The following is a 16,721-nucleotide window of genomic DNA, read 5'->3' on the forward strand; positions in this document are numbered from 1 at the left end:
GGGGACGTGACGGACACCGGACGTGCGGTGTCCGCGGTGGCCCGCGGGCTCGACCCTCGGCAGGGCATCAATGTCGCCAGTGCATGCGCCGATCCTAGCCGGGCGCGCGGTCCCCACGCCGCCCCGCGCAGGCGAACCGGGGTGGGACCCGGACGGGCCCCACCCCGGTGGACGCGCAATCGGTCAGCGGCGGGAGCGGTCCACGTCCGCCTGCGGGATGACCATCGTGGCCTCGCTGTCCGCGGCCTGCTCGGCCGTCGGCTGCCGCGGGGTGGTCGGCTGGGTGCGGTCCGGGTCGCCGTACGCCGGCACCGGCTGGGTCGGCTCCGCCGCGCCGTACGGGGCGACGGGCTGGGTCCGGTCCGCCTCGGCCTCGCCGGCCACCGGCCGGGTCAGCTCGGCCTCGGCGTACGGGTTGGCCGTGCCGAACCGCGCCTCGACGTCCCGCCGCCCGGCCTGGTACGCCCGGGCGTGGGTGGCGATGGTCCGCGACTCCTCCTCGGCGCGGGCCAGCCAGTTCTCCCAGCGGCTCTGCATCGGACGGACCAGTCCGCCACCGACGCCGACGACGAGGATGCCGCCGACGGTGGCGAGCACGGCGATCAGCACCGGCGTGGTCACCGTGGTGGCGACGCCGATCTGGTTGAGCGCGGCGATGACGCCGAGGCCGAGGATGAACACCGAGGCGATGTTCGCGAGCACCCGGCCGTAGGACAGGCCGCCGAGGGCGCTGGAGATGATGTCCTTGACCGCCTTGGCGATGGCCGCGGCCACCACCACGATGACGATGGCGACGAACGCCCGGGGCAACCAGGCGACGACGCCGTGGATCAGGTCCGAGATCGGGTTGGGGCCCCAGATGCCGAACGCGAGCTGGAGGGTGACCAGCAGCACCGCGTAGTAGGCCAGCTTGGCGACGATGTCGCTGGCGTCGTACTTCGAGCGCGCCAGGGCGGTCTTGATGCCGCCGCGCTCGACGGCCCGGTCGAAGTGGACCCGCTCCAGGACCTTGTCCACGATCTTCAGCACGGCCTTCGCCACCAGCCAGCCCACGATCAGGATGGCGATGAAGGCGACCGCCTTGGGCAGGAACAGCATCACCGAACGGAACGCGTCGCCCACCGCGTCCCCGAAGTTGTCTCTCATCGAAGGGCCTCCACGCACAGGGTCAGGGTCGTTCGCCTGGAGCTACCCTGAGCAGCCCTCGGGGAAACGCGGTCAGCCGCCGGGGCAGCGGTAGCGGACCTGCGTGCCGGCCTGCACCGGCGACGGTTCGATGATGTTGACGGTGGCGCTCTCGGTGGTCGCGCCGACCCCGCTGAACGTCCACTTGAGGGTGAGGGTGGCCGTCCGCTGGCCGCGCCCGACCCGCTCGGTGAGCAGGGCGCCCGGCGGTGCGTCCGAGCGGAACCACTGGTAGCGGATCACCCCGCCGCGCCCGTTGGTGCGCACCGTGGCCACCACGTCGACGGTGACGTCGCAGGCCACGCCGGGCGGCCGGGGCACCGCCACGGTGACCCCCTCGACCGCCAACGGTTGCAGCCGCTGCCACAGGTAGAGCCCGACCACCAGCAGCAGCGCCGCCGTGAGCAGGGTGGACAGCACCGAGACGACCCGGCGCCAGACCGGTCGGGACCGCCGCGCCGGCGGCACCGCCGGCCAGGCCGGGGCGGGCGGCGGGGTGGCCGGCACGCCCGGCCCGAAGCGCAGTTCCCCGGGCGGCGGCGCCCCGCCCACCGCCCGCACGTCCGCCGTCGCCTCCCGGTACGCCCCGGCGGTCGGCCCGCCCCCGGCCGCGGTGCCCGGCCCGGTCGGGTGCTGTCGAGGCGGACCGGTGAAGGTCGGCTGGGCGGACCGCGGTGCGGGGCCGGTCGGGGCGCCGAACGGCGTGGTCGCTTCCGACACCGCGCCGACGTGCACGGTCGACTCCGCCGGGCCGGCGAGATGCACCGTCGGCTCGGGCGTGCGGCCGATGTGCACGGTCGGCTCGGCCGCGCCGGGCACGCCGACGGTCGGCGCCCCGAAGTGCACGGTCGCGTCGGGGCCGAGGGGCGCACCGGGCCGGTCCGGTCCGCCGAGGTGGGCGGCCGCGTCCGGGCCGAGGTGGACGGTCGCGCCGGGGTCGGTGGGCAGCGCCCGGGTGGGCAGCGCCTCGGTGGGCTCCTCCGGCCGGGTCACGTCGGCCGTCCCCGGGTGGCGGTGCGGGTCTGGGCAGCGGGCACGGTCACCACTCCTAGCCGGGGGTGCAGTAGTTGTAGAGCGTCACGTAGACCGGGGACGCCGAGGTGGTCGCGTTGCCGGCGGCGTCGACGGCGGTGACCTGGATCGGGATGCGGGTGCTCTGCTTCGGCCCGGGCAGCGGGCCGAGCGTGCCCCGGAACACGCCGCGCCCGGCGGGGGCCATCGACCCCGTGCCGGTGGCGCCCGCCAGGGTGTAGCGGAAGGTGACCGTCAGGGCGGCCGGGCCGCTGCGGTCGTCCGTGACCGTGGCGCTGACCGTGCTGATCTTGTCGCCGTAGCGGCAGCCGTCCGGTTCGAGCTGACCGGGGCTGGCGGTGACGCCGCCGACGGTGGGGGCCGCGACGTCGGGCGGGGGCGGCGGCGAGGTGCTGGTCGACGGGGTCGGCGCGGGCGCGCTGGTGCGTACCGGTGAACGGGTGGGCGTCGCGGACCGGGAGCCGCTCGGGGTGGCGGTGGGCGTCGCCGGCGGGGCGGCGGTCGCCGACGGAGTGGCCGTCGCCGTCGGCGCCGGCGCGCCGGTCGGGGTGGCGCCGCCCGGGCCGGTGGTGGTGCCGGCGACGGCCGGGCCGGTCGGGCCGTCGGCGGCGACCGGCTCCTCGTTCGCGGCGTAACTGTAGCCGGCGCCGCCGGCCAGCAGGGCGGCCACCAGGGCGCCGCCGGCCAGCGCGGTCCGCGCGCGGCCCCGGCGGCGCCGCCGGCCGCGCCCCGCCGTCGCGCCGAGCGTGGTGCTGGCCAGGCTGGTGGCGCCGCCCGCGCCGTCGGGGAACGGCCAGAGCGCGGCGAGCAGGGCGGCCCGGCGGGCCAGCTCGCGTACTCCGCGTTCCTCCCACTCGCCGCCGTAGCCGGCGCCGGCCACCTGGTCGAGGAGGTCCAGGAACACCTGGGCGGGCTGGGGTCGCTCGCCGGGGCTCTTGGCCATGCCGTGCCGGAGCAGCTCGTGCACGGGCGCGGGCGCCGGGTCGGTCGGGATGGGCGCGGATGCGTGCTGCTCGCGCAGGCTGAACAGGTCCGGACCCGGGTACGGGGGCCGGCCGGTGAGGCATTCGAAGAAGGTGGCCGTGGCCGCGTAGATGTCGCACGCCGGGCTGGCCGGCGCGCCGGTCCACTGCTCGGGGGCCATGTAGCGGGGCGTGCCGGACACGGTGGTGTCGGAGCCCTGGCCGACCGGCATGGCGATGCCGAAGTCGGCGAGCTTGCTCAGCCCCTCACCGGTGACCAGCACGTTCTCCGGCTTGTAGTCGCGGTGCACCACGCCGCGGGCGTGCGCGGCGGCGAGGCCGGCGAGCGAGCCCTTCAGCACGCAGAGCGCCGCCTCGGGGGTGGTGGGACCGTGCGCGCGCAGCATCTGGCGCAGCGAGACCCCGTTGACCAGCTCCATCACGATGGCCGCGCCGTGCGGCGACTCGACGTACTCGTAGAGACGGCTGACGTGCCGGTCGTCGATCTCGCCGAGCAGCCGGGCCTCCTCCCGGAAGGCGGTCCGGAAGGACGAGTCGGCGCCGATGTCGCGCACCAGGTACTTGATGGCGACCGGGGTGCCGGTGGCGTCGTGGGTGGCGAGCACGACGCTGCCCGACGCACCGGCGCCGAGCCGACGGACCGGCGTGTAGCCGGACAGCTGCCAGCCGCTCATGCGACGGCCTCCACGGCGTTCCAGGGGCGGGTGTCGGCCTCCGCCTCGCTGGTCATTCTGGTCGCGCCGGCGCCGCCGTCCATCGGCGCAACGGATGCTTCCGCCTGTGCGGGCGGATGGTCGAGAACGGACACACCGCCACTGCTAGCAGATGCCGGCAAGCCCGCCGGTCAGATGGCGGTGGCCTGCACCACCTTCCATTCGCCGTGCACCGGGACCAGGGTCAGCACCACCCGGTTCTGGTCCACCTTCTCCCCCGCCGTGGTCACGTTGCGCCGGTACTGGTTGAGGTAGAGCAGCAGTTCCACCCGATCCGGCTCGGCGTCGACCACGCCGGTGGCGGACACCTCGGCGAGCACGACGGCCTGCTGTTTCGTGGCGGTCGCCTTGAGCGCCGAGGTGGTCTGCGCGTACTCGTCGGCGAAGGCGCCGGTGGCGAACGTGCGGCCGTTGGCGACGCTGTCGTCGAAGGTGCGGTAGTCGTACGAGAAGAGGGCCTTGGCGGCCGCCGGCGCGGTGGCCAGGGCCTGGCGGACGGCCTGGTCGCGCTGGCCGGCGCGGCGGTCGGCGGTCCAGCCGGCCACCGCCACGGCGGCGGCCAGCAGCAGGGCTGCGACGAGCAGCGGCACGGGCCGCAGCGGGGGTCGGCGCAGGACGGTCGGTAGGCGCATCGGTCTCCTCCTGTCGGTCATCCGACGAACTGGAGCCTGGTCACGAGCCAGTCCCCCGAGTCCCGGTCCCGGACCAGGTCGAGCTGGATCCGGTAGTGCGACGGCCGCCCGTCGGGCGCCTTGACGTTGCGGACCGTGGCGTCGACCGCCACCAGCACCACGGCGCGCCGCCGGTCGCCGGAGACGAGCCCGGCGCGCAGCACGGTCCCCTGCGACTGGACCTTGTTCTCCACCACGGCGGTGCGGACCTGGGCCTGCCCGCGGGTGAACTCGTCCTTGAAGTCGCCGGTGGCCCCGGCGGTGATCCGGCTCAGGTCCCGGTCGACGCTGGCCGCGCTGACCGACACGAAGTTGACGGCGGCCTGCCGGGCGGCGGCCACGGCCTCCCGGCGGGCCTGGTCGGTGGCGCGGTCGACGTACCAGCGGTGGCCCTGCACGCCCGCGCCGGCCAGTGCGGCGGCGAGCAGCACCACGAGCAGCGCGACAAGTGCCCGGCGCCGCCGGCTGGGGGCGGTGCCCGCCGGCCCGTCGGCGGCGTCCGGCTCGGCGGCGTCCGGCTCGGCGGGCTCCGGCTCGGGCAGGTCCTCGACCTCGGCCGGGTCGCCGACGACGGTCAGGTCCCCGGCCTCGATCGGGTCCTCGACCGGCTCCCGGTCGAGCCGTTCCAGCATTCGCTCGATCGGTTCCGCCGACGCCGGAACCGCGCGGTTGACCAGGCGGCGGCGCGGTGTGGCCGGGCCGGCCTTCGCGCCCTTGATGACCTTCAACGTGGTGTTCCTGCGGCTGGGCACCGCCACCTCCTCGGGTACGCCGGTCACGGGGTCACCCCGGCGAGCAACAGCTGTTTCCAGGACTGGGCCCCGGCGGTGCGGTACTGGCCGCCGGTGCCGCCGAACTGCAACGGGCGGCCGTCGGCGCCGAGGACCAGACCGGTAGCCGGGTCGTACCCGGGGTCGCCGCCCCGGTCGGCCGCGGGCGGGGGCGCGGGGTCGGCGCCGGAGGGCCGGGGCGCGTTCCCGGCGCCGCGCACGCTCGCCCCGGCGGCCCGCTCGCCGGCGTCGCACCGGGTGGCGCCGCCGGAGTAGACGCAGGACGGCGGGTTGCCCAGGTTGACCACGAGGCCGAGATGGGCGGTGCCGTCGCCGGGTGTGACCGTGTACCCGCCGGCCACCGCGATCGGGTACACCACCAGCAGCTGCTCGATGCCGGGCAGCCGCCGCGCGGCGATGCCGTTGACGGTGACCAGGTTGCCGAGCAGCACGCCGACGTCGGGTTCGAGGCCGCGCAGCAGCGCCCGCAGCTCGGTGCCGGCGGGCGGGCCGCCGGCCAGCAGCCGGCGCAGGTCCGGGTCGGCGGAGCGGAGCGTGGCGGCGAGCTGCGCCAGGCCGGACGACCAGCGGCGCAGCGCCTCGGCGGACTCGGCCTGGGTGGTCAGGACCGTCCGCGCGTCGCGGATCAGCGCGCGGGTCTCGGGCAGCCGCCGGTCCGCCTCGGCGAGCAGGGCGTCCCCGGCGTCGAGGAGCCGGGCGAGGGCCTGCTCGTTGCCCTCGAACGCGGTGCCCAGCTCGGTGACGAGCACGGCCAGGTCGTCCGGGTCGACCGAGCGGACCAGGGCGTCCAGGTTGGTGAGCAGGGTCTCGGGGGCCAGCGGCAGGCCGGTCCGGTCGGCCGGGATCACGGCCCCGTCGGCCAGGTACGGCCCGCCGTCGCGCTCGGGGCGCAGGTCGAGGTACTGCTCGCCGACGGCGGAGCGCTGGGCGACCACGGCGCGCAGCGCGTCGGGAACCCGGACGCCCCGGTCGAGGCGCAGGTCGGCGCGGACCGCCTCGCCGCGCAGGGTGACGGCGGTGACCCGGCCGACCGGCACGCCCCGGTAGGTGACCGGCGCGTTGGCGAACAGCCCTCCGGCGCGGGCCAGGTCGACGTGCACGACGTAGCCGGTGTGGAACAGCCGCTCACCGAGGCCGACGTAGCGGACGCCGACGTAGCCGACGCCGAGGATGCTCACCAGCACGAAGGCGAGCACCTGGAGCTTCACGGTGCGTCCGATCACGGGATCAGCCCTCCTCCGAGCACGTCGGTCAGGTCGCCGACCTGGCCGAGCACGGCGCCGGTCACCGGCAGGACGCACTCGGCGGTGAGCACGGTGCCGTCGGGCAGTTCGGTGCCGGCGGGCAGCGCCGTGCCCTGCGGCACCAGGCCCTTGGGCAGCAGCAGCCCGCCCAGGGGCACGGCGGAACCGGGCTTGAGCAGCTTGCAGCCGGCCGGCAGGCCGCACTCCTTCGGCGGGGTGAAGATGGCCGGGAAGTCCTTCAGGTCCGGCAGGCACTTGAGCAGCGGCAGGTCGGGCAGGCCGGGCAGTCCGGGCAGGACGCCGCCGGGCTTGGCGCCGGGTCGCGCCGGGTCGCCGGTGGCGGGCGGCCGGGGTCCCGTCGAGGTGGCCGGCCGGGACGTGCGGGGCGCCGGGGCGGGCGCGGCGGCCACCAGGTTGGCCAGGATGGTGGCGGCGTCCAGGTCGGCCGTGATGGACAGGTTCACGAAGTCGCCAACGATCGCGCCGGTCACGTTCGGCGGGAACGGGAACGACAGCATGAAGTCCAGCGACTTCGGCAGGTCGTCGCCGGCCCGGGCGAGCTGTTCGAGGATCGGTTGCAGGGCGGTCACGGAGGCCACCGTGTCGGCCCGGCTGCCTTCCACCACCCGGGTGCCCACAGTGCCGAGCCGGCCGAGCGCGGTGAGCGCCTTGGTGAGCTGGGCGCGTTGCCGGGCCAGCACGGTGAGGCCCGGGGCCAGGGAGTCCAGCGCGTCGCCGACGACCTGGCGTTGCCGGGCCAGCCGGCCGCTGAGCCGGTCGAGCGCGTCGATGGCGCGGACGATGTCGGCCTTCTGCCGGTCCAGCCCGCCGAGGAAGGTGTCGAGCTGGGTGAGGGTGTCCCGCAGCGCCGGTTCGCGGCCGGCGAGGGCCCGGTTCAGCTCGGCGTTGATGGTGCGCAACTGGGCCAGGCCGCCACCGTTGAGCAGCAGGCCCAGGGCGGCGAGGACCTCCTCCACCTCGGCGCCGCGCGTGGTGCGGGACAGCGGGATGAGGTCGCCGTCGCCGAGGTCGCCGCGGGGCGGCTCGGCCGACGGCGGGGCCACCGCCACGTACTTCTCGCCGAGCAGGCTGCTCTGGCGGACCGCGGCGGTGGCGTTCGCCGGCAGCCGCACCCCCCGGTCGATGCGCAGCCGGACCCGGGCGTGCCAGCCGTCCAGCGAGATCTTCTCGACGCTGCCGACGGTCACGTCGTCGACCTTGACGGCGGCCCGGGGTACCAGGTCCAGCACGTCGCCGAACTCCGCGGTGACGGTGTAGCCGGGGCCGGCCGGGCGGCCGCCGGGCAGCGGCAGGTCGGCCACGTCGGGCAGGCCGCAGCCCGCGGGCAGCAGGGCCGCGGCCAGCGCGCCGGCCAGCAACCGCGCGCCGGTCCACCGGCCCGGCCGGGCGGTCACGCCGGGCCCCGCAGGATGCCGCCGAGCGTGCGGTCGCTCGGGATGGAGGAGCCGCCCGGCGCCTCGTCGGCGGTCGGCGCACCGGGGGAGCTGATGGTTCCCGGTGAGGACCCGCCTCCCGCCGGGGCGCCGGGCGGCAGCTTGAGCAGCTTGCGCAGCTGGTCGGTGAGGGGCAGCCCGCGCTGACGCAGGGTCTGCGCGAGCTTGGTGCAGATCGCCGGCACCTGGGCGACGGGAAGCTGGTCGGCCATGAGCGAGCAGGCGAAGGTGGCCGGGTCGTACGGGCCGAGCGGGTTGTCCCGGGTGTCGAGGGTGCCGGAGCGGGGGTTGTAGGCGAGGTTGAGGTTGCCGATGGCGAGCGGCGCCACGTCGAGGATCTGGATGACCGCCTGCTGCTGGCGGACCAGCACCCGGGTGATGTCGGCCAGCGCGGTGACGTTCGAGGTCAGCGCGGTCCGGTTCTGCCGCACGAAGGTCGTCACGTCGCCGAGCGCGGCGGCCAGGTTGCGCAGCGCCCGGGCCAGCTCCTCCTTCTCCCCCGCGAGCTGCTGGGCGACGTCGGCGAGCTGCTGCTGGAAGCCGCGTACCTGCTGGTCGCTGCGGGCCAGCGTGGTGGTGAACCGTTGCAGGTTGGCCACCGTGCCGAACAGGTCGTCGCGCCCGGTGGACAACGTGGACAGCGCGCGGGAGACCCCGTCGAGGGTGTCGTGCAGGTCGGTGCCGTTGCCCTCCAGGTTGGCCCGGCCGGTGGCGACCAGGTCCGACAGGGCCCCGTCGGCGTTGGCCCCCCGCGGGCCGAGGGTCCGGTTGAACTCGTCGAGCGCCGCGTAGATGTCGTCGATCTCCATGGGCGCGGCGGTCCGGTCGACCGGGATCCGCGCGCCGTCGTCGAGCGCCGCGCCGCCGGTGTACGCCGGGGTGAGCTGCACGTACCGGTCGCTCACCACGCTGGGCGGGACGATCAGGGCCTGCGCGCCGGCCGGCAGCCGCAGCTCCGGGTCGTAGCGCATCTCGACGCGGACCACCCGCCCCTGCGGGACCACCTTCTCGACCTCGCCCACGCGGACGCCGAGGACCCGCACGTCGGAGCCGGCGTAGACACCGACCGCGCGGGTGAAGTAGGCGACGACCCGCCGGTCGGGTGGTTCGTGGCGCCACACGGCCGCCCCGACGGCGACGGCGGTGAGCAGCACGGTGGCCGCGGCGAGCGGCCGCCGCCAGCGCTGGATCCGACCGGGCATCAGCGACCTCCGGTGGCGGCGGGCAGGTACGGCTGGAGCAGGCCGTCCACGTACGAGTCGAACCAGCGCCCGTTGCCGACCACGTTGGCGAACGCCGTGACGAACGGGCCCATCCGGCGGATGGTCTGCTCCAGGTCGTCGCGGTTGCGTTGCAGCACGGCGACCACGTCGCGCAGCTTGCGCAGGGCCGGTTCCAGCTGGGTGCGGTTGTCGGCGACCAGCCCGGACAGCTGGGTGGCGAGCTGGTCGGTGCCGACCAGGAGCTGGTGGATGGCGTCCCGCCGCCGGCTGACCTCGGCGAGCAGCTTCTCCCCGTCGGTGACGAGCTTGCGGAACTCCTCGTCCCGTTCGGCGAGCACACCGGTGACGCCCCGGGCCCGGGACAGCAGGGTGCGCAGCTCGGCGTCGCGGGAGGAGACGGTGCGGGACAGCCGGGACAGACCGGTCAGCGAGGTGTTCACGCTGGACGGGGTGTCGGCGAACGTCTCCGACAGGGTGGTGAACGCCCGGGCGAGCTGGTCGGTGTCCACCTTGTCCAGGGTGTCGGCGAGGCCGGTGACGGCCTGCACCACGTCGAACGGTGCGGCCGTGCGGTCCAGCGGGATCTGCCCGCGCTCGGCCAGCTTCCCCGGCCCGGCCGGGGCCAGCGCCAGGTACTTCTGCCCGAGCACCGTCTTGATCCGGATGGTGGCGCCGGTGTCCCGGCCGAGGCGTACGCCGTCGTCGTCGACCCGGAACCGCACCCGCACGTACGGCTGCGGCTCGCGGGCGAGTTCCACGGCGGTCACCTGCCCGACCCGCACCCCGGCCACCCGGACCTCGTTGCCGGTGGCCAGCCCGCTGGCGTCGTGGAACGCGGCGGCGTACGACCGGCCGGTCAGCGCGGCGATCCGGTCGAGCTGGAACGCGCCGAGCAGGGCGGCCACGAGCACGGTCAGCCCGATCGCCCCGACGAGCACCGGGTTGCGTTCGCGGAACGGTCTCACCGGGCACCTCCGGTGGCGCAGCGGGCGGCCGTGGCGTCGACGCCGGGCACGGTGAGCGGCGCGTGGCCGTCGACGGCGAGCCGGCCGTCGAAGTCGCAGAGGTAGAAGTTGAACCAGGAGCCGTACGAGGCGACCCGGGTCAGCGACTCGTAGCGCTCCGGCAGCCGGCCCAGGGTGGCGTCGATGACGGCGGAGTTGCGGTTGAGGGTGCCGGCCAGGTCGTCGAGGGCGCGGACGTCGGCGGCGAGCGGCGGCCGGGTCTGGCGCAGCAGCCCGGCCGTGGTGTCGGTCAGCTCGCCGAGGCTGACCAGCGCCTCGCCGATGGCGGTGCGGTCGGCGGAGAGCCCGGAGACGAACTGCTGGAGCTGGGTGATGCTCTGGTCCAGCTCCCGGTCGTGGCTCGCCAGGGTGCCCAGCACCTGGTTGAGGTTGGTGACCACCCGGCCGATCACCGCGTCCCGGTCGGCCAGGGTGCTGGTCAGCGAGGCGGTGCGCCGCAGCAGGCTGGCCACCGTGCCGCCCTCGCCCTGGAGCACCTGGACGATCTCGTACGCCAGCTTGTTGACCTCGGCGGGGTCGAGCGCGGTGAACAGCGGCCGGAAGCCGTTGAACAGCACGGTCAGGTCCAGCGCCGGTTTGGTCTGAGCGAGCGGGATGAGGCCGTCGGGGCGCAGCGGGCGCGGGTCGCCGGGGCCCTCGGTCAGCGCCAGGTAGCGCTGGCCGACCAGGTTGCGGTAACGGACGGCGGCGCGCACGCCGACGGCCACCGGCACCGTCCGGTCGACGGTGAACGCCACCTCGGCGGTCGTGTCGTCGACCACCCGGATGCCGGCCACCTTGCCCACCCGGACGCCGGCGATCCGCACGTCGTCGCCGGGAAGCAGCCCGGTCACGTCGGTGAACCGGGCCCGGTAGGTGGTGCCGTCGGGCGGGAACGCGCCGAGGGTCTGCGCGAGCAGGGCGGTGGCCAGCAAGGTGATCGCCGCGAACACCACGAGCTTGACCAGCGCGGGGGTCGTCTTCCCGGTCATCGGGCGGTCACCACCGCTCCCCGCAGCAGCGGGCCCCAGAGCAGCACCGCGATGTCGGGCACCTCGGCGGGTGGTGTCCCGGTGAGGCCGCCGACGAGCGGCTTCACGAGCGCCCGCTCCTCGCCGGTGCCGGCGCGGCCCATCGCCGGGGACGCGGGCGCCGCGCCGGCCCCGCCGGCCGGCACGCCCACGGGCAGCGGCTTCGGGGTACGGGTGGCGCCGTAGTCGTAGCCGTCGGCGACCGCCACCTCCGGCGCGGGCACCTTGGGGTTCGGCAGGCCCCGGCAGTCCGGGCCGTCCTGCGCGCCGTACACGGGCTCGTCGCGGCCCCGCTCGTAGGGGCCGCCGTCGCGGGTCACCTCCAGGGTGATGTGCATCCGGCCGCCGGAGAAGACCTCCTCGACGCGGGGTTGCAGGTCGACCAGCCCGTGCACGAGGCACGGGTACTCGGGCGCGTACGCGGCGAGCAGTTCCAGCACCGGACGGCTGACCTGGCCGACCCGGATGAGCTGGTCGCCGTGCCGGTCGAGGAAGCCGCGGGCCGTGTCGGCCGTGTCGGTGGTGTCGGCGAGGAAGGCGGCCAGCTGGTCGCGCTGGTCGCCGACGGTGCGGGCCGTGACGGTCACGTCGCGCAGCAGGGCCAGCAGGTCGGGCAGCGCCGCGTCGTAGCTGTCCAGCACGGCGGCGAGCTGCCGCAGGTCCTCGGTGACGGTCGGGAGCTGCGGGTTGAGCTGCCGCAGGTACGCGCCGAGCCGGGTGAGGTTCGCGCCGAGCCGGTCGCCGCGCCCCTCGAGGGCGGTGGTGAGCGCGCCGAGGGTGGTGGCGAGCTGGTCGGGGCGGACGGACTGGAGCAGCGGCAGCGCCTCGTCGAGCACCCGTTCCAGCTCGACCGCGGTGCGGCTGCGGTCCTGGGTGATCACCGCGCCGTCGCGGATCGGCCCGGCGGTGCTGCCCGGGGGCGGGACCAGTTCCACGTACCGCTCGCCGAACAGGGTCTTGGGCAGCAGCCGGGCGCTCACGTCGGCGGGGATCCGGCCGGTGGTGGCCGGGTCGAGGGCCAGCCCGATGACCGCGCCGTGACCGTCGCTGCGCACCGAGCGGACGGCGCCGACCACGACGCCGCGTACCTTCACGTCGGCGCCTTCCAGGAGGTGCAGGCCGGCACGGTCGGCGCGGAGGGTGACCCGGTCGACCGGGGTGAACGCCCCGCGGTACTGGAGGACGGCGGCGGTCAGCGCCGCGGTCAGCAGGGCGACGAAGACGAGGCCGAGAAGACGGTGTCGCATGGTCACCCCGCGATCCGGACGGTGGTGGTGGCGCCCCAGATGGCCAGGGACAGGAAGAAGTCGACGACGTTGACCGCGACGATCGCTGTGCGCACGGCCCGGCCGACGGCGACGCCGACCGCGGCCGGCCCACCCTTGGCGGTGTAGCCGTACCAGCAGTGCACGAGCACCACGATCACGCTGAACACCAGCACCTTGCCGAAGGACCAGAGCACGTCCGCGGGCGGCAGGAACAGGTGGAAGTAGTAGTCGTAGGTGCCGGCGGACTGCCCGAAGTAGCCGACCGCGATGGTGCGGGTGGCCAGGTAGCTGGCGAGCAGGCCCAGCACGTACAGCGGGATGACCGCGATGAAGCCGGCGATCATGCGGGTGGTGACGAGGAACGGCAGCGAGGGCACGCCCATCACCTCCAGCGCGTCGACCTCCTCGGAGATCCGCATGGCGCCGAGCTGGGCGGTGAAGCCGCAGCCGACCGTGGCCGAGAGGGCCAGCGCGGCGACCAGCGGCGAGATCTCCCGCGTGTTGAAGTACGCCGAGACGAAGCCGGTGAAGGCGCTGCTGCCGATCTGGTCGAGCGCCTGGTAGCCCTGGAGCCCGACCTCGGTGCCGGTGAAGAAGGTGAGGAAGCAGATCACCCCGACGGTGCCGCCGAGCACGGCCAGCGCGCCGGTGCCGAAGCTGACCTCGGCCAGCAGCCGGACCACCTCGCGCCGGTAGCGGCGCAGGGTGCGCGGCGCCCAGGCCAGCGCACGCAGGTGGAAGGCGAGCTGCCCGCCCAGGTCGTCGAGATACCGCAGGACCGTCACGTCAGCTCCCCTTCTGCGGGACGACCTGGAAGTACACGGCCGTGACCACGAAGTTCAGCGCGAACAGCAGCATGAAGGTGATCACCACGCTGCGGTTGACCGCGTCTCCGACGCCCTTCGGCCCGCCCTTCGCGTTCATCCCCTGATGACTGGCGACCAGCGCGGCGGCGGCGCCGAACAGCAGCGCCTTCACCTCGCCGACCAGCAGGTCGGGCAGTTGGCCGAGCGCTTGGAAGCTGGCGAGGTACGCCCCGGGCGTGCCGCCCTGGAGCACCACGTTGAACGCGTAGCCGCCGCTCACCCCGACCACGCTGACCAGGCCGTTGAGCAGCACCGCGACAAGCATCGAGGCGAGCACCCGGGGCACCACGAGGCGGTGGACGGGGTCGATGCCGAGCACCTGCATGGCGTCCAGCTCCTCGCGGATCTTGCGGGAACCGAGGTCGGCGCAGATGGCCGAGCCGCCGGCGCCGGCGATGATCAGCGCGGTGACGATGGGTCCGGCCTCGCGGACCACGGCGAGCACCGAGGCGGCGCCCGTGAACGACTGCGCGCCGAGCTGCCGGACCAGCGAGCCGAGCTGGAGCGCGATGACCGCGCCGAACGGGATGGACACCAGCGCGGCGGGCAGGATGGACACCGAGCTGATGAACCAGGCCTGCTGCACGAACTCGCGCACCTGCACCGGCCGGCGGCCCAGCCCGCGCAGGGTGTCCAGGCAGAACGCGAAGAACTCGCCGGTGTTCCGGACGGCGGCGACGGGCGCGCTCATACCGCCACCTCCTCGCTCGGGTCGGCCGCCCAGCGGCCCTCGAACGACCCGGGCGGCGGGGTGACGCCGTGCTCGCGGCACCACTGCCCCGGCGGGCGCTCGGCCGCGCGCGGCCGGCCGTCCGACGGGGGCAGTTGCAGCGGGATGGGCGGCAGCGGCGGCAGTTCCGCACCGGACTGCGCCTCGGCTGCGAGCTCCTCGGCGTCCTTCTCCTCGGCCATCCCGATGGGGCCGATCCGCTGGGCGTTGAGGAACTGCCGGACCACCGGCTCGGTGCTGGACAGCAGCATCTCCCGCGGCCCGAACATGGCCAGGTGCCCGTGGTAGATGAGGCCGATGTTGTCCGGCACGGTCCGGGCCGTGTTGATGTCGTGGGTGACGATCAGGAAGGTCGCCCCGGTGCGCTGGTTGAGGTCGACGATGAGCTGGTTGAGGTAGGCGGTCCGCACCGGGTCCAGCCCGGAGTCCGGCTCGTCGAACAGGATGATCTGCGGGTCGAGGACGAGCGCCCGGGCCAGACCGGCCCGCTTGCGCATGCCGCCGGAGATCTCGCCGGGCAGCTTGTGCTCGGCCCCCACGAGGCCGACCATCTCCAGCTTCTCGGTGACGACCGCCCGGATCTCCGACTCGGACCGGCGGGTGTGCTCGCGCAGCGGGAACGCCACGTTGTCGTAGATGGTCATCGAGCCGAACAGGGCGCCGTCCTGGAACAGCACGCCGAACAGCTTGCGCACCTCGTACAGCTCGCGCTCGGAGAGCCGCGGCAGGTCCCGGCCCTCGATGAGGACGGAGCCCCGGTCCGGCTTCAGCAGGCCGACCAGCGTCTTGAGGAACACCGACTTGCCGGTGCCGGAGGGTCCCAACAGGACGGAGATCTCGCCGGCGGGCAGGGTCAGGGTGAGATCCGACCAGACCGGGTGCCCGCCGAAGGACTTGGTCAGTCCGCGTACCACGACCTCGACGCCCATCGTTTCCCTCCCTTCGTGTCCCACTGGGACATCGGGCGGGGCCGGTCGGACGCAACAACTACTTTGCGTCACCGGCCGGGGACGACCGGCGAGCTATGCAAAACCCCGGAGGTGTCGATAACGTGCCGGAAACCGGCCGGCGATGAGGATGTTCCACGAACGCCATGACGACAGTGATCGAGTCCGAACTCGTCCGCCGGGCCGCCGCGGGCGACCCGGCGGCGGTCGAGGAGCTGCTCGTCGGCGTGCGTCCGGGGCTGGTCCGCTACTGCCGCGCCCGGCTGGGCCGGGTGGGCGGTGCATACACCACGGCCGACGACGTGGCTCAGGAGGTCTGCGTGGCCGTGCTGCGCGCCCTCCCCCGCTACCGCGACCAGGGTGCCCCGTTCGCCGCGTTCGTCTACGGCATCGCCGCGCACAAGGTGGCCGACGCCCAGCGCTCCGCCGTCCGCGACGCCGCCGTCACGCCCACCGACGCCCCGGTCGACCGGCCGGACGCCACGCCCGGCCCCGAACAGCAGGCGGTGGCGAGCGACCTGGCCCGGCGGCTGTCCGCCCTGCTCGACCGGCTCCCCGACGCGCAGCGGGAGATCATCCTGCTGCGGGTCGCGGTGGGGCTGTCCGCGGAGGAGGTCGGCGGCATCGTGGGCATGTCGGCGGCCGCGGTCCGGATGGCCCAGTCCCGGGCGCTGGCCCGGCTCCGTACCCTGGCCGGAGGCTCTCTGGACGAGGTGGCGGCATGACCGGGCGGACGCCGGGTGACGGCGACGAGGCGATGGACCTGGGGACCATCGCCCGCGACGATGCGCTGCTCGACGCGCTCGGCCGCGGCGACGCCGCGCCCGAGGGCGACGCGCTCGCCGGGCTGCTCGCCGCCTGGCGGTCCGAGCTCGCCGACGAGCCGCCAACCGTGGTACGCCCCGGCGCGCCCGCCCCCGCCGGCGACGCACCGTCGCGACCGGCGGTCCGTCGCCCCCGACCCTGGACGCTGCGGCTGGCGGCCGCCGCCGTGGCGCTGCTGGCCCTGGTCTCCGGTGTCGGCATCGGCAGCCGCGACGCCGGACCGGGCAGCCCGCTCTGGTCGCTGACCCGGCTGCTGCACCCCCAGCAGGCCGAGGTACGCGGCATCGAGGACACCATCGCCAAGGCCCGCGCGGCCCTGGACGCCGGCCGGCTCGACGACGCCGAGGCGCTGGTCGCGCAGGGCCGGCGGAACCTGGCGCGGGTGGAGGACCCGGCGGCCGTCACCCGGCTGAGCGCCGCGCTCGACGTCCTGGCGCGCGACCTCGCGGCGGCCCGGGCGGCGACCGCGCCGCCGACCACCGCGCCGGCCGGCACCACCACACCGGCCACCCCCGCGCCCACCGCCGTGCCGAGCCCCACCACCAGTGGCACGCCCCGGCCCGGCCCCGCCACCTCGGGCGGCGCGCCGAGGCCCGGGTCGAGCGGTTCGCCGGCCCCGGCCGACAGCCCGCTGCTGCCGCTGCCCAAGCTGCCGCTGCCGCTGCCGTCGGTGTCGATCTCCGGGCTGCCGCTGCCCGAGCTGCCGCTGCCCACCGGCGGAGGGCTGCTCGACTGAGCGCCGCGCACGGGCCCC

Annotated in this window: 17 protein-coding genes; 2 read left to right on the forward strand and 15 right to left on the reverse strand. The window is 75.2% G+C overall.

Annotated elements, in window-relative coordinates:
* Nucleotides 1–183: 183 nt before the first annotated feature.
* The 15 genes from GA0070214_RS01710 to GA0070214_RS01775 form a co-directional block, all read right to left on the reverse strand.
* Nucleotides 184–1,146, reverse strand: coding sequence for a mechanosensitive ion channel family protein (locus GA0070214_RS01710; protein WP_091258254.1), 963 nt, complete (start codon nucleotides 1,144–1,146; stop codon nucleotides 184–186).
* 72 nt (nucleotides 1,147–1,218) lie between these two features.
* The gene (locus GA0070214_RS01715; protein ID WP_091258256.1) at nucleotides 1,219–2,178 is read right to left on the reverse strand and encodes a hypothetical protein; all 960 of its coding nucleotides are present in this window, start codon (nucleotides 2,176–2,178) and stop codon (nucleotides 1,219–1,221) included.
* 55 nt (nucleotides 2,179–2,233) lie between these two features.
* On the reverse strand, nucleotides 2,234–3,874 hold the full coding sequence (locus GA0070214_RS01720; protein ID WP_091258258.1) for a serine/threonine-protein kinase: 1,641 nt from the start codon (nucleotides 3,872–3,874) through the stop codon (nucleotides 2,234–2,236).
* Nucleotides 3,871–4,008 carry a hypothetical protein gene (locus tag GA0070214_RS31675; protein ID WP_167364171.1) on the reverse strand — a complete coding sequence of 46 codons (138 nt, stop codon included), beginning with the start codon at nucleotides 4,006–4,008 and terminating at the stop codon, nucleotides 3,871–3,873. Before GA0070214_RS31675 ends, GA0070214_RS01720 begins: the two co-directional genes overlap by 4 nt.
* A 36-nt stretch (nucleotides 4,009–4,044) precedes the next feature.
* On the reverse strand, nucleotides 4,045–4,545 hold the full coding sequence (locus GA0070214_RS01725; protein ID WP_091258260.1) for a hypothetical protein: 501 nt from the start codon (nucleotides 4,543–4,545) through the stop codon (nucleotides 4,045–4,047).
* 17 nt (nucleotides 4,546–4,562) lie between these two features.
* Nucleotides 4,563–5,363, reverse strand: coding sequence for a hypothetical protein (locus GA0070214_RS01730; protein WP_091258262.1), 801 nt, complete (start codon nucleotides 5,361–5,363; stop codon nucleotides 4,563–4,565).
* Nucleotides 5,360–6,598 carry an MCE family protein gene (locus GA0070214_RS01735; RefSeq protein WP_091258264.1) on the reverse strand — a complete coding sequence of 413 codons (1,239 nt, stop codon included), beginning with the start codon at nucleotides 6,596–6,598 and terminating at the stop codon, nucleotides 5,360–5,362. The genes GA0070214_RS01730 and GA0070214_RS01735 overlap by 4 nt, the downstream gene beginning before the upstream one ends.
* Nucleotides 6,595–8,034: an MCE family protein gene (locus GA0070214_RS32705; RefSeq protein ID WP_279615637.1), complete on the reverse strand. Its 1,440-nt coding sequence runs from the start codon at nucleotides 8,032–8,034 to the stop codon at nucleotides 6,595–6,597. The genes GA0070214_RS01735 and GA0070214_RS32705 overlap by 4 nt, the downstream gene beginning before the upstream one ends.
* Nucleotides 8,031–9,275 carry an MCE family protein gene (locus tag GA0070214_RS01745; RefSeq protein ID WP_091258266.1) on the reverse strand — a complete coding sequence of 415 codons (1,245 nt, stop codon included), beginning with the start codon at nucleotides 9,273–9,275 and terminating at the stop codon, nucleotides 8,031–8,033. The genes GA0070214_RS32705 and GA0070214_RS01745 overlap by 4 nt, the downstream gene beginning before the upstream one ends.
* Entirely contained in the window at nucleotides 9,275–10,261 is a 987-nt protein-coding gene (locus tag GA0070214_RS01750) for an MCE family protein (protein WP_091258269.1), read from the reverse strand. The genes GA0070214_RS01745 and GA0070214_RS01750 overlap by 1 nt, the downstream gene beginning before the upstream one ends.
* Nucleotides 10,258–11,292, reverse strand: coding sequence for an MCE family protein (locus GA0070214_RS01755; RefSeq protein WP_091258271.1), 1,035 nt, complete (start codon nucleotides 11,290–11,292; stop codon nucleotides 10,258–10,260). The genes GA0070214_RS01750 and GA0070214_RS01755 overlap by 4 nt, the downstream gene beginning before the upstream one ends.
* Nucleotides 11,289–12,578, reverse strand: coding sequence for an MCE family protein (locus GA0070214_RS01760; RefSeq protein ID WP_091259805.1), 1,290 nt, complete (start codon nucleotides 12,576–12,578; stop codon nucleotides 11,289–11,291). Before GA0070214_RS01760 ends, GA0070214_RS01755 begins: the two co-directional genes overlap by 4 nt.
* A 2-nt stretch (nucleotides 12,579–12,580) precedes the next feature.
* Nucleotides 12,581–13,384 carry an MlaE family ABC transporter permease gene (locus tag GA0070214_RS01765; RefSeq protein ID WP_091258273.1) on the reverse strand — a complete coding sequence of 268 codons (804 nt, stop codon included), beginning with the start codon at nucleotides 13,382–13,384 and terminating at the stop codon, nucleotides 12,581–12,583.
* A gap of 1 nt (nucleotide 13,385) precedes the next feature.
* Nucleotides 13,386–14,156: an MlaE family ABC transporter permease gene (locus GA0070214_RS01770; RefSeq protein ID WP_091258275.1), complete on the reverse strand. Its 771-nt coding sequence runs from the start codon at nucleotides 14,154–14,156 to the stop codon at nucleotides 13,386–13,388.
* Entirely contained in the window at nucleotides 14,153–15,124 is a 972-nt protein-coding gene (locus tag GA0070214_RS01775) for an ABC transporter ATP-binding protein (RefSeq protein WP_091258277.1), read from the reverse strand. Before GA0070214_RS01775 ends, GA0070214_RS01770 begins: the two co-directional genes overlap by 4 nt.
* Nucleotides 15,125–15,288: 164 nt before the next feature.
* Here GA0070214_RS01775 and shbA point away from each other — a divergent pair, with 164 nt between their 5' ends.
* Nucleotides 15,289–15,867 carry an RNA polymerase sigma factor ShbA gene (shbA, locus tag GA0070214_RS01780; RefSeq protein ID WP_091258279.1) on the forward strand — a complete coding sequence of 193 codons (579 nt, stop codon included), beginning with the start codon at nucleotides 15,289–15,291 and terminating at the stop codon, nucleotides 15,865–15,867.
* Complete coding sequence (locus GA0070214_RS01785) at nucleotides 15,864–16,703, forward strand: anti-sigma-D factor RsdA (protein ID WP_091258281.1); 840 nt, start codon at nucleotides 15,864–15,866, stop codon at nucleotides 16,701–16,703. The genes shbA and GA0070214_RS01785 overlap by 4 nt, the downstream gene beginning before the upstream one ends.
* The last annotated feature ends 18 nt before the right edge of the window (nucleotides 16,704–16,721 follow it).

Source organism: Micromonospora chaiyaphumensis, from assembly GCF_900091435.1.
Lineage (GTDB): Bacteria > Actinomycetota > Actinomycetes > Mycobacteriales > Micromonosporaceae > Micromonospora > Micromonospora chaiyaphumensis.

Coding starts and splice junctions, on each gene's coding strand:
- GA0070214_RS01710 (WP_091258254.1), bottom strand. CDS start 1,146: ATGAGAGACAACTTCGGGGACGCGGTGGGCGACGCGTTCCGTTCGGTG.
- GA0070214_RS01720 (WP_091258258.1), bottom strand. CDS start 3,874: ATGAGCGGCTGGCAGCTGTCCGGCTACACGCCGGTCCGTCGGCTCGGC.
- GA0070214_RS01725 (WP_091258260.1), bottom strand. CDS start 4,545: ATGCGCCTACCGACCGTCCTGCGCCGACCCCCGCTGCGGCCCGTGCCG.
- GA0070214_RS01745 (WP_091258266.1), bottom strand. CDS start 9,275: ATGCCCGGTCGGATCCAGCGCTGGCGGCGGCCGCTCGCCGCGGCCACC.
- GA0070214_RS01755 (WP_091258271.1), bottom strand. CDS start 11,292: ATGACCGGGAAGACGACCCCCGCGCTGGTCAAGCTCGTGGTGTTCGCG.
- GA0070214_RS01760 (WP_091259805.1), bottom strand. CDS start 12,578: ATGCGACACCGTCTTCTCGGCCTCGTCTTCGTCGCCCTGCTGACCGCG.
- GA0070214_RS01770 (WP_091258275.1), bottom strand. CDS start 14,156: ATGAGCGCGCCCGTCGCCGCCGTCCGGAACACCGGCGAGTTCTTCGCG.
- GA0070214_RS01775 (WP_091258277.1), bottom strand. CDS start 15,124: ATGGGCGTCGAGGTCGTGGTACGCGGACTGACCAAGTCCTTCGGCGGG.
- shbA (WP_091258279.1), top strand. CDS start 15,289: ATGACGACAGTGATCGAGTCCGAACTCGTCCGCCGGGCCGCCGCGGGC.
- GA0070214_RS01785 (WP_091258281.1), top strand. CDS start 15,864: ATGACCGGGCGGACGCCGGGTGACGGCGACGAGGCGATGGACCTGGGG.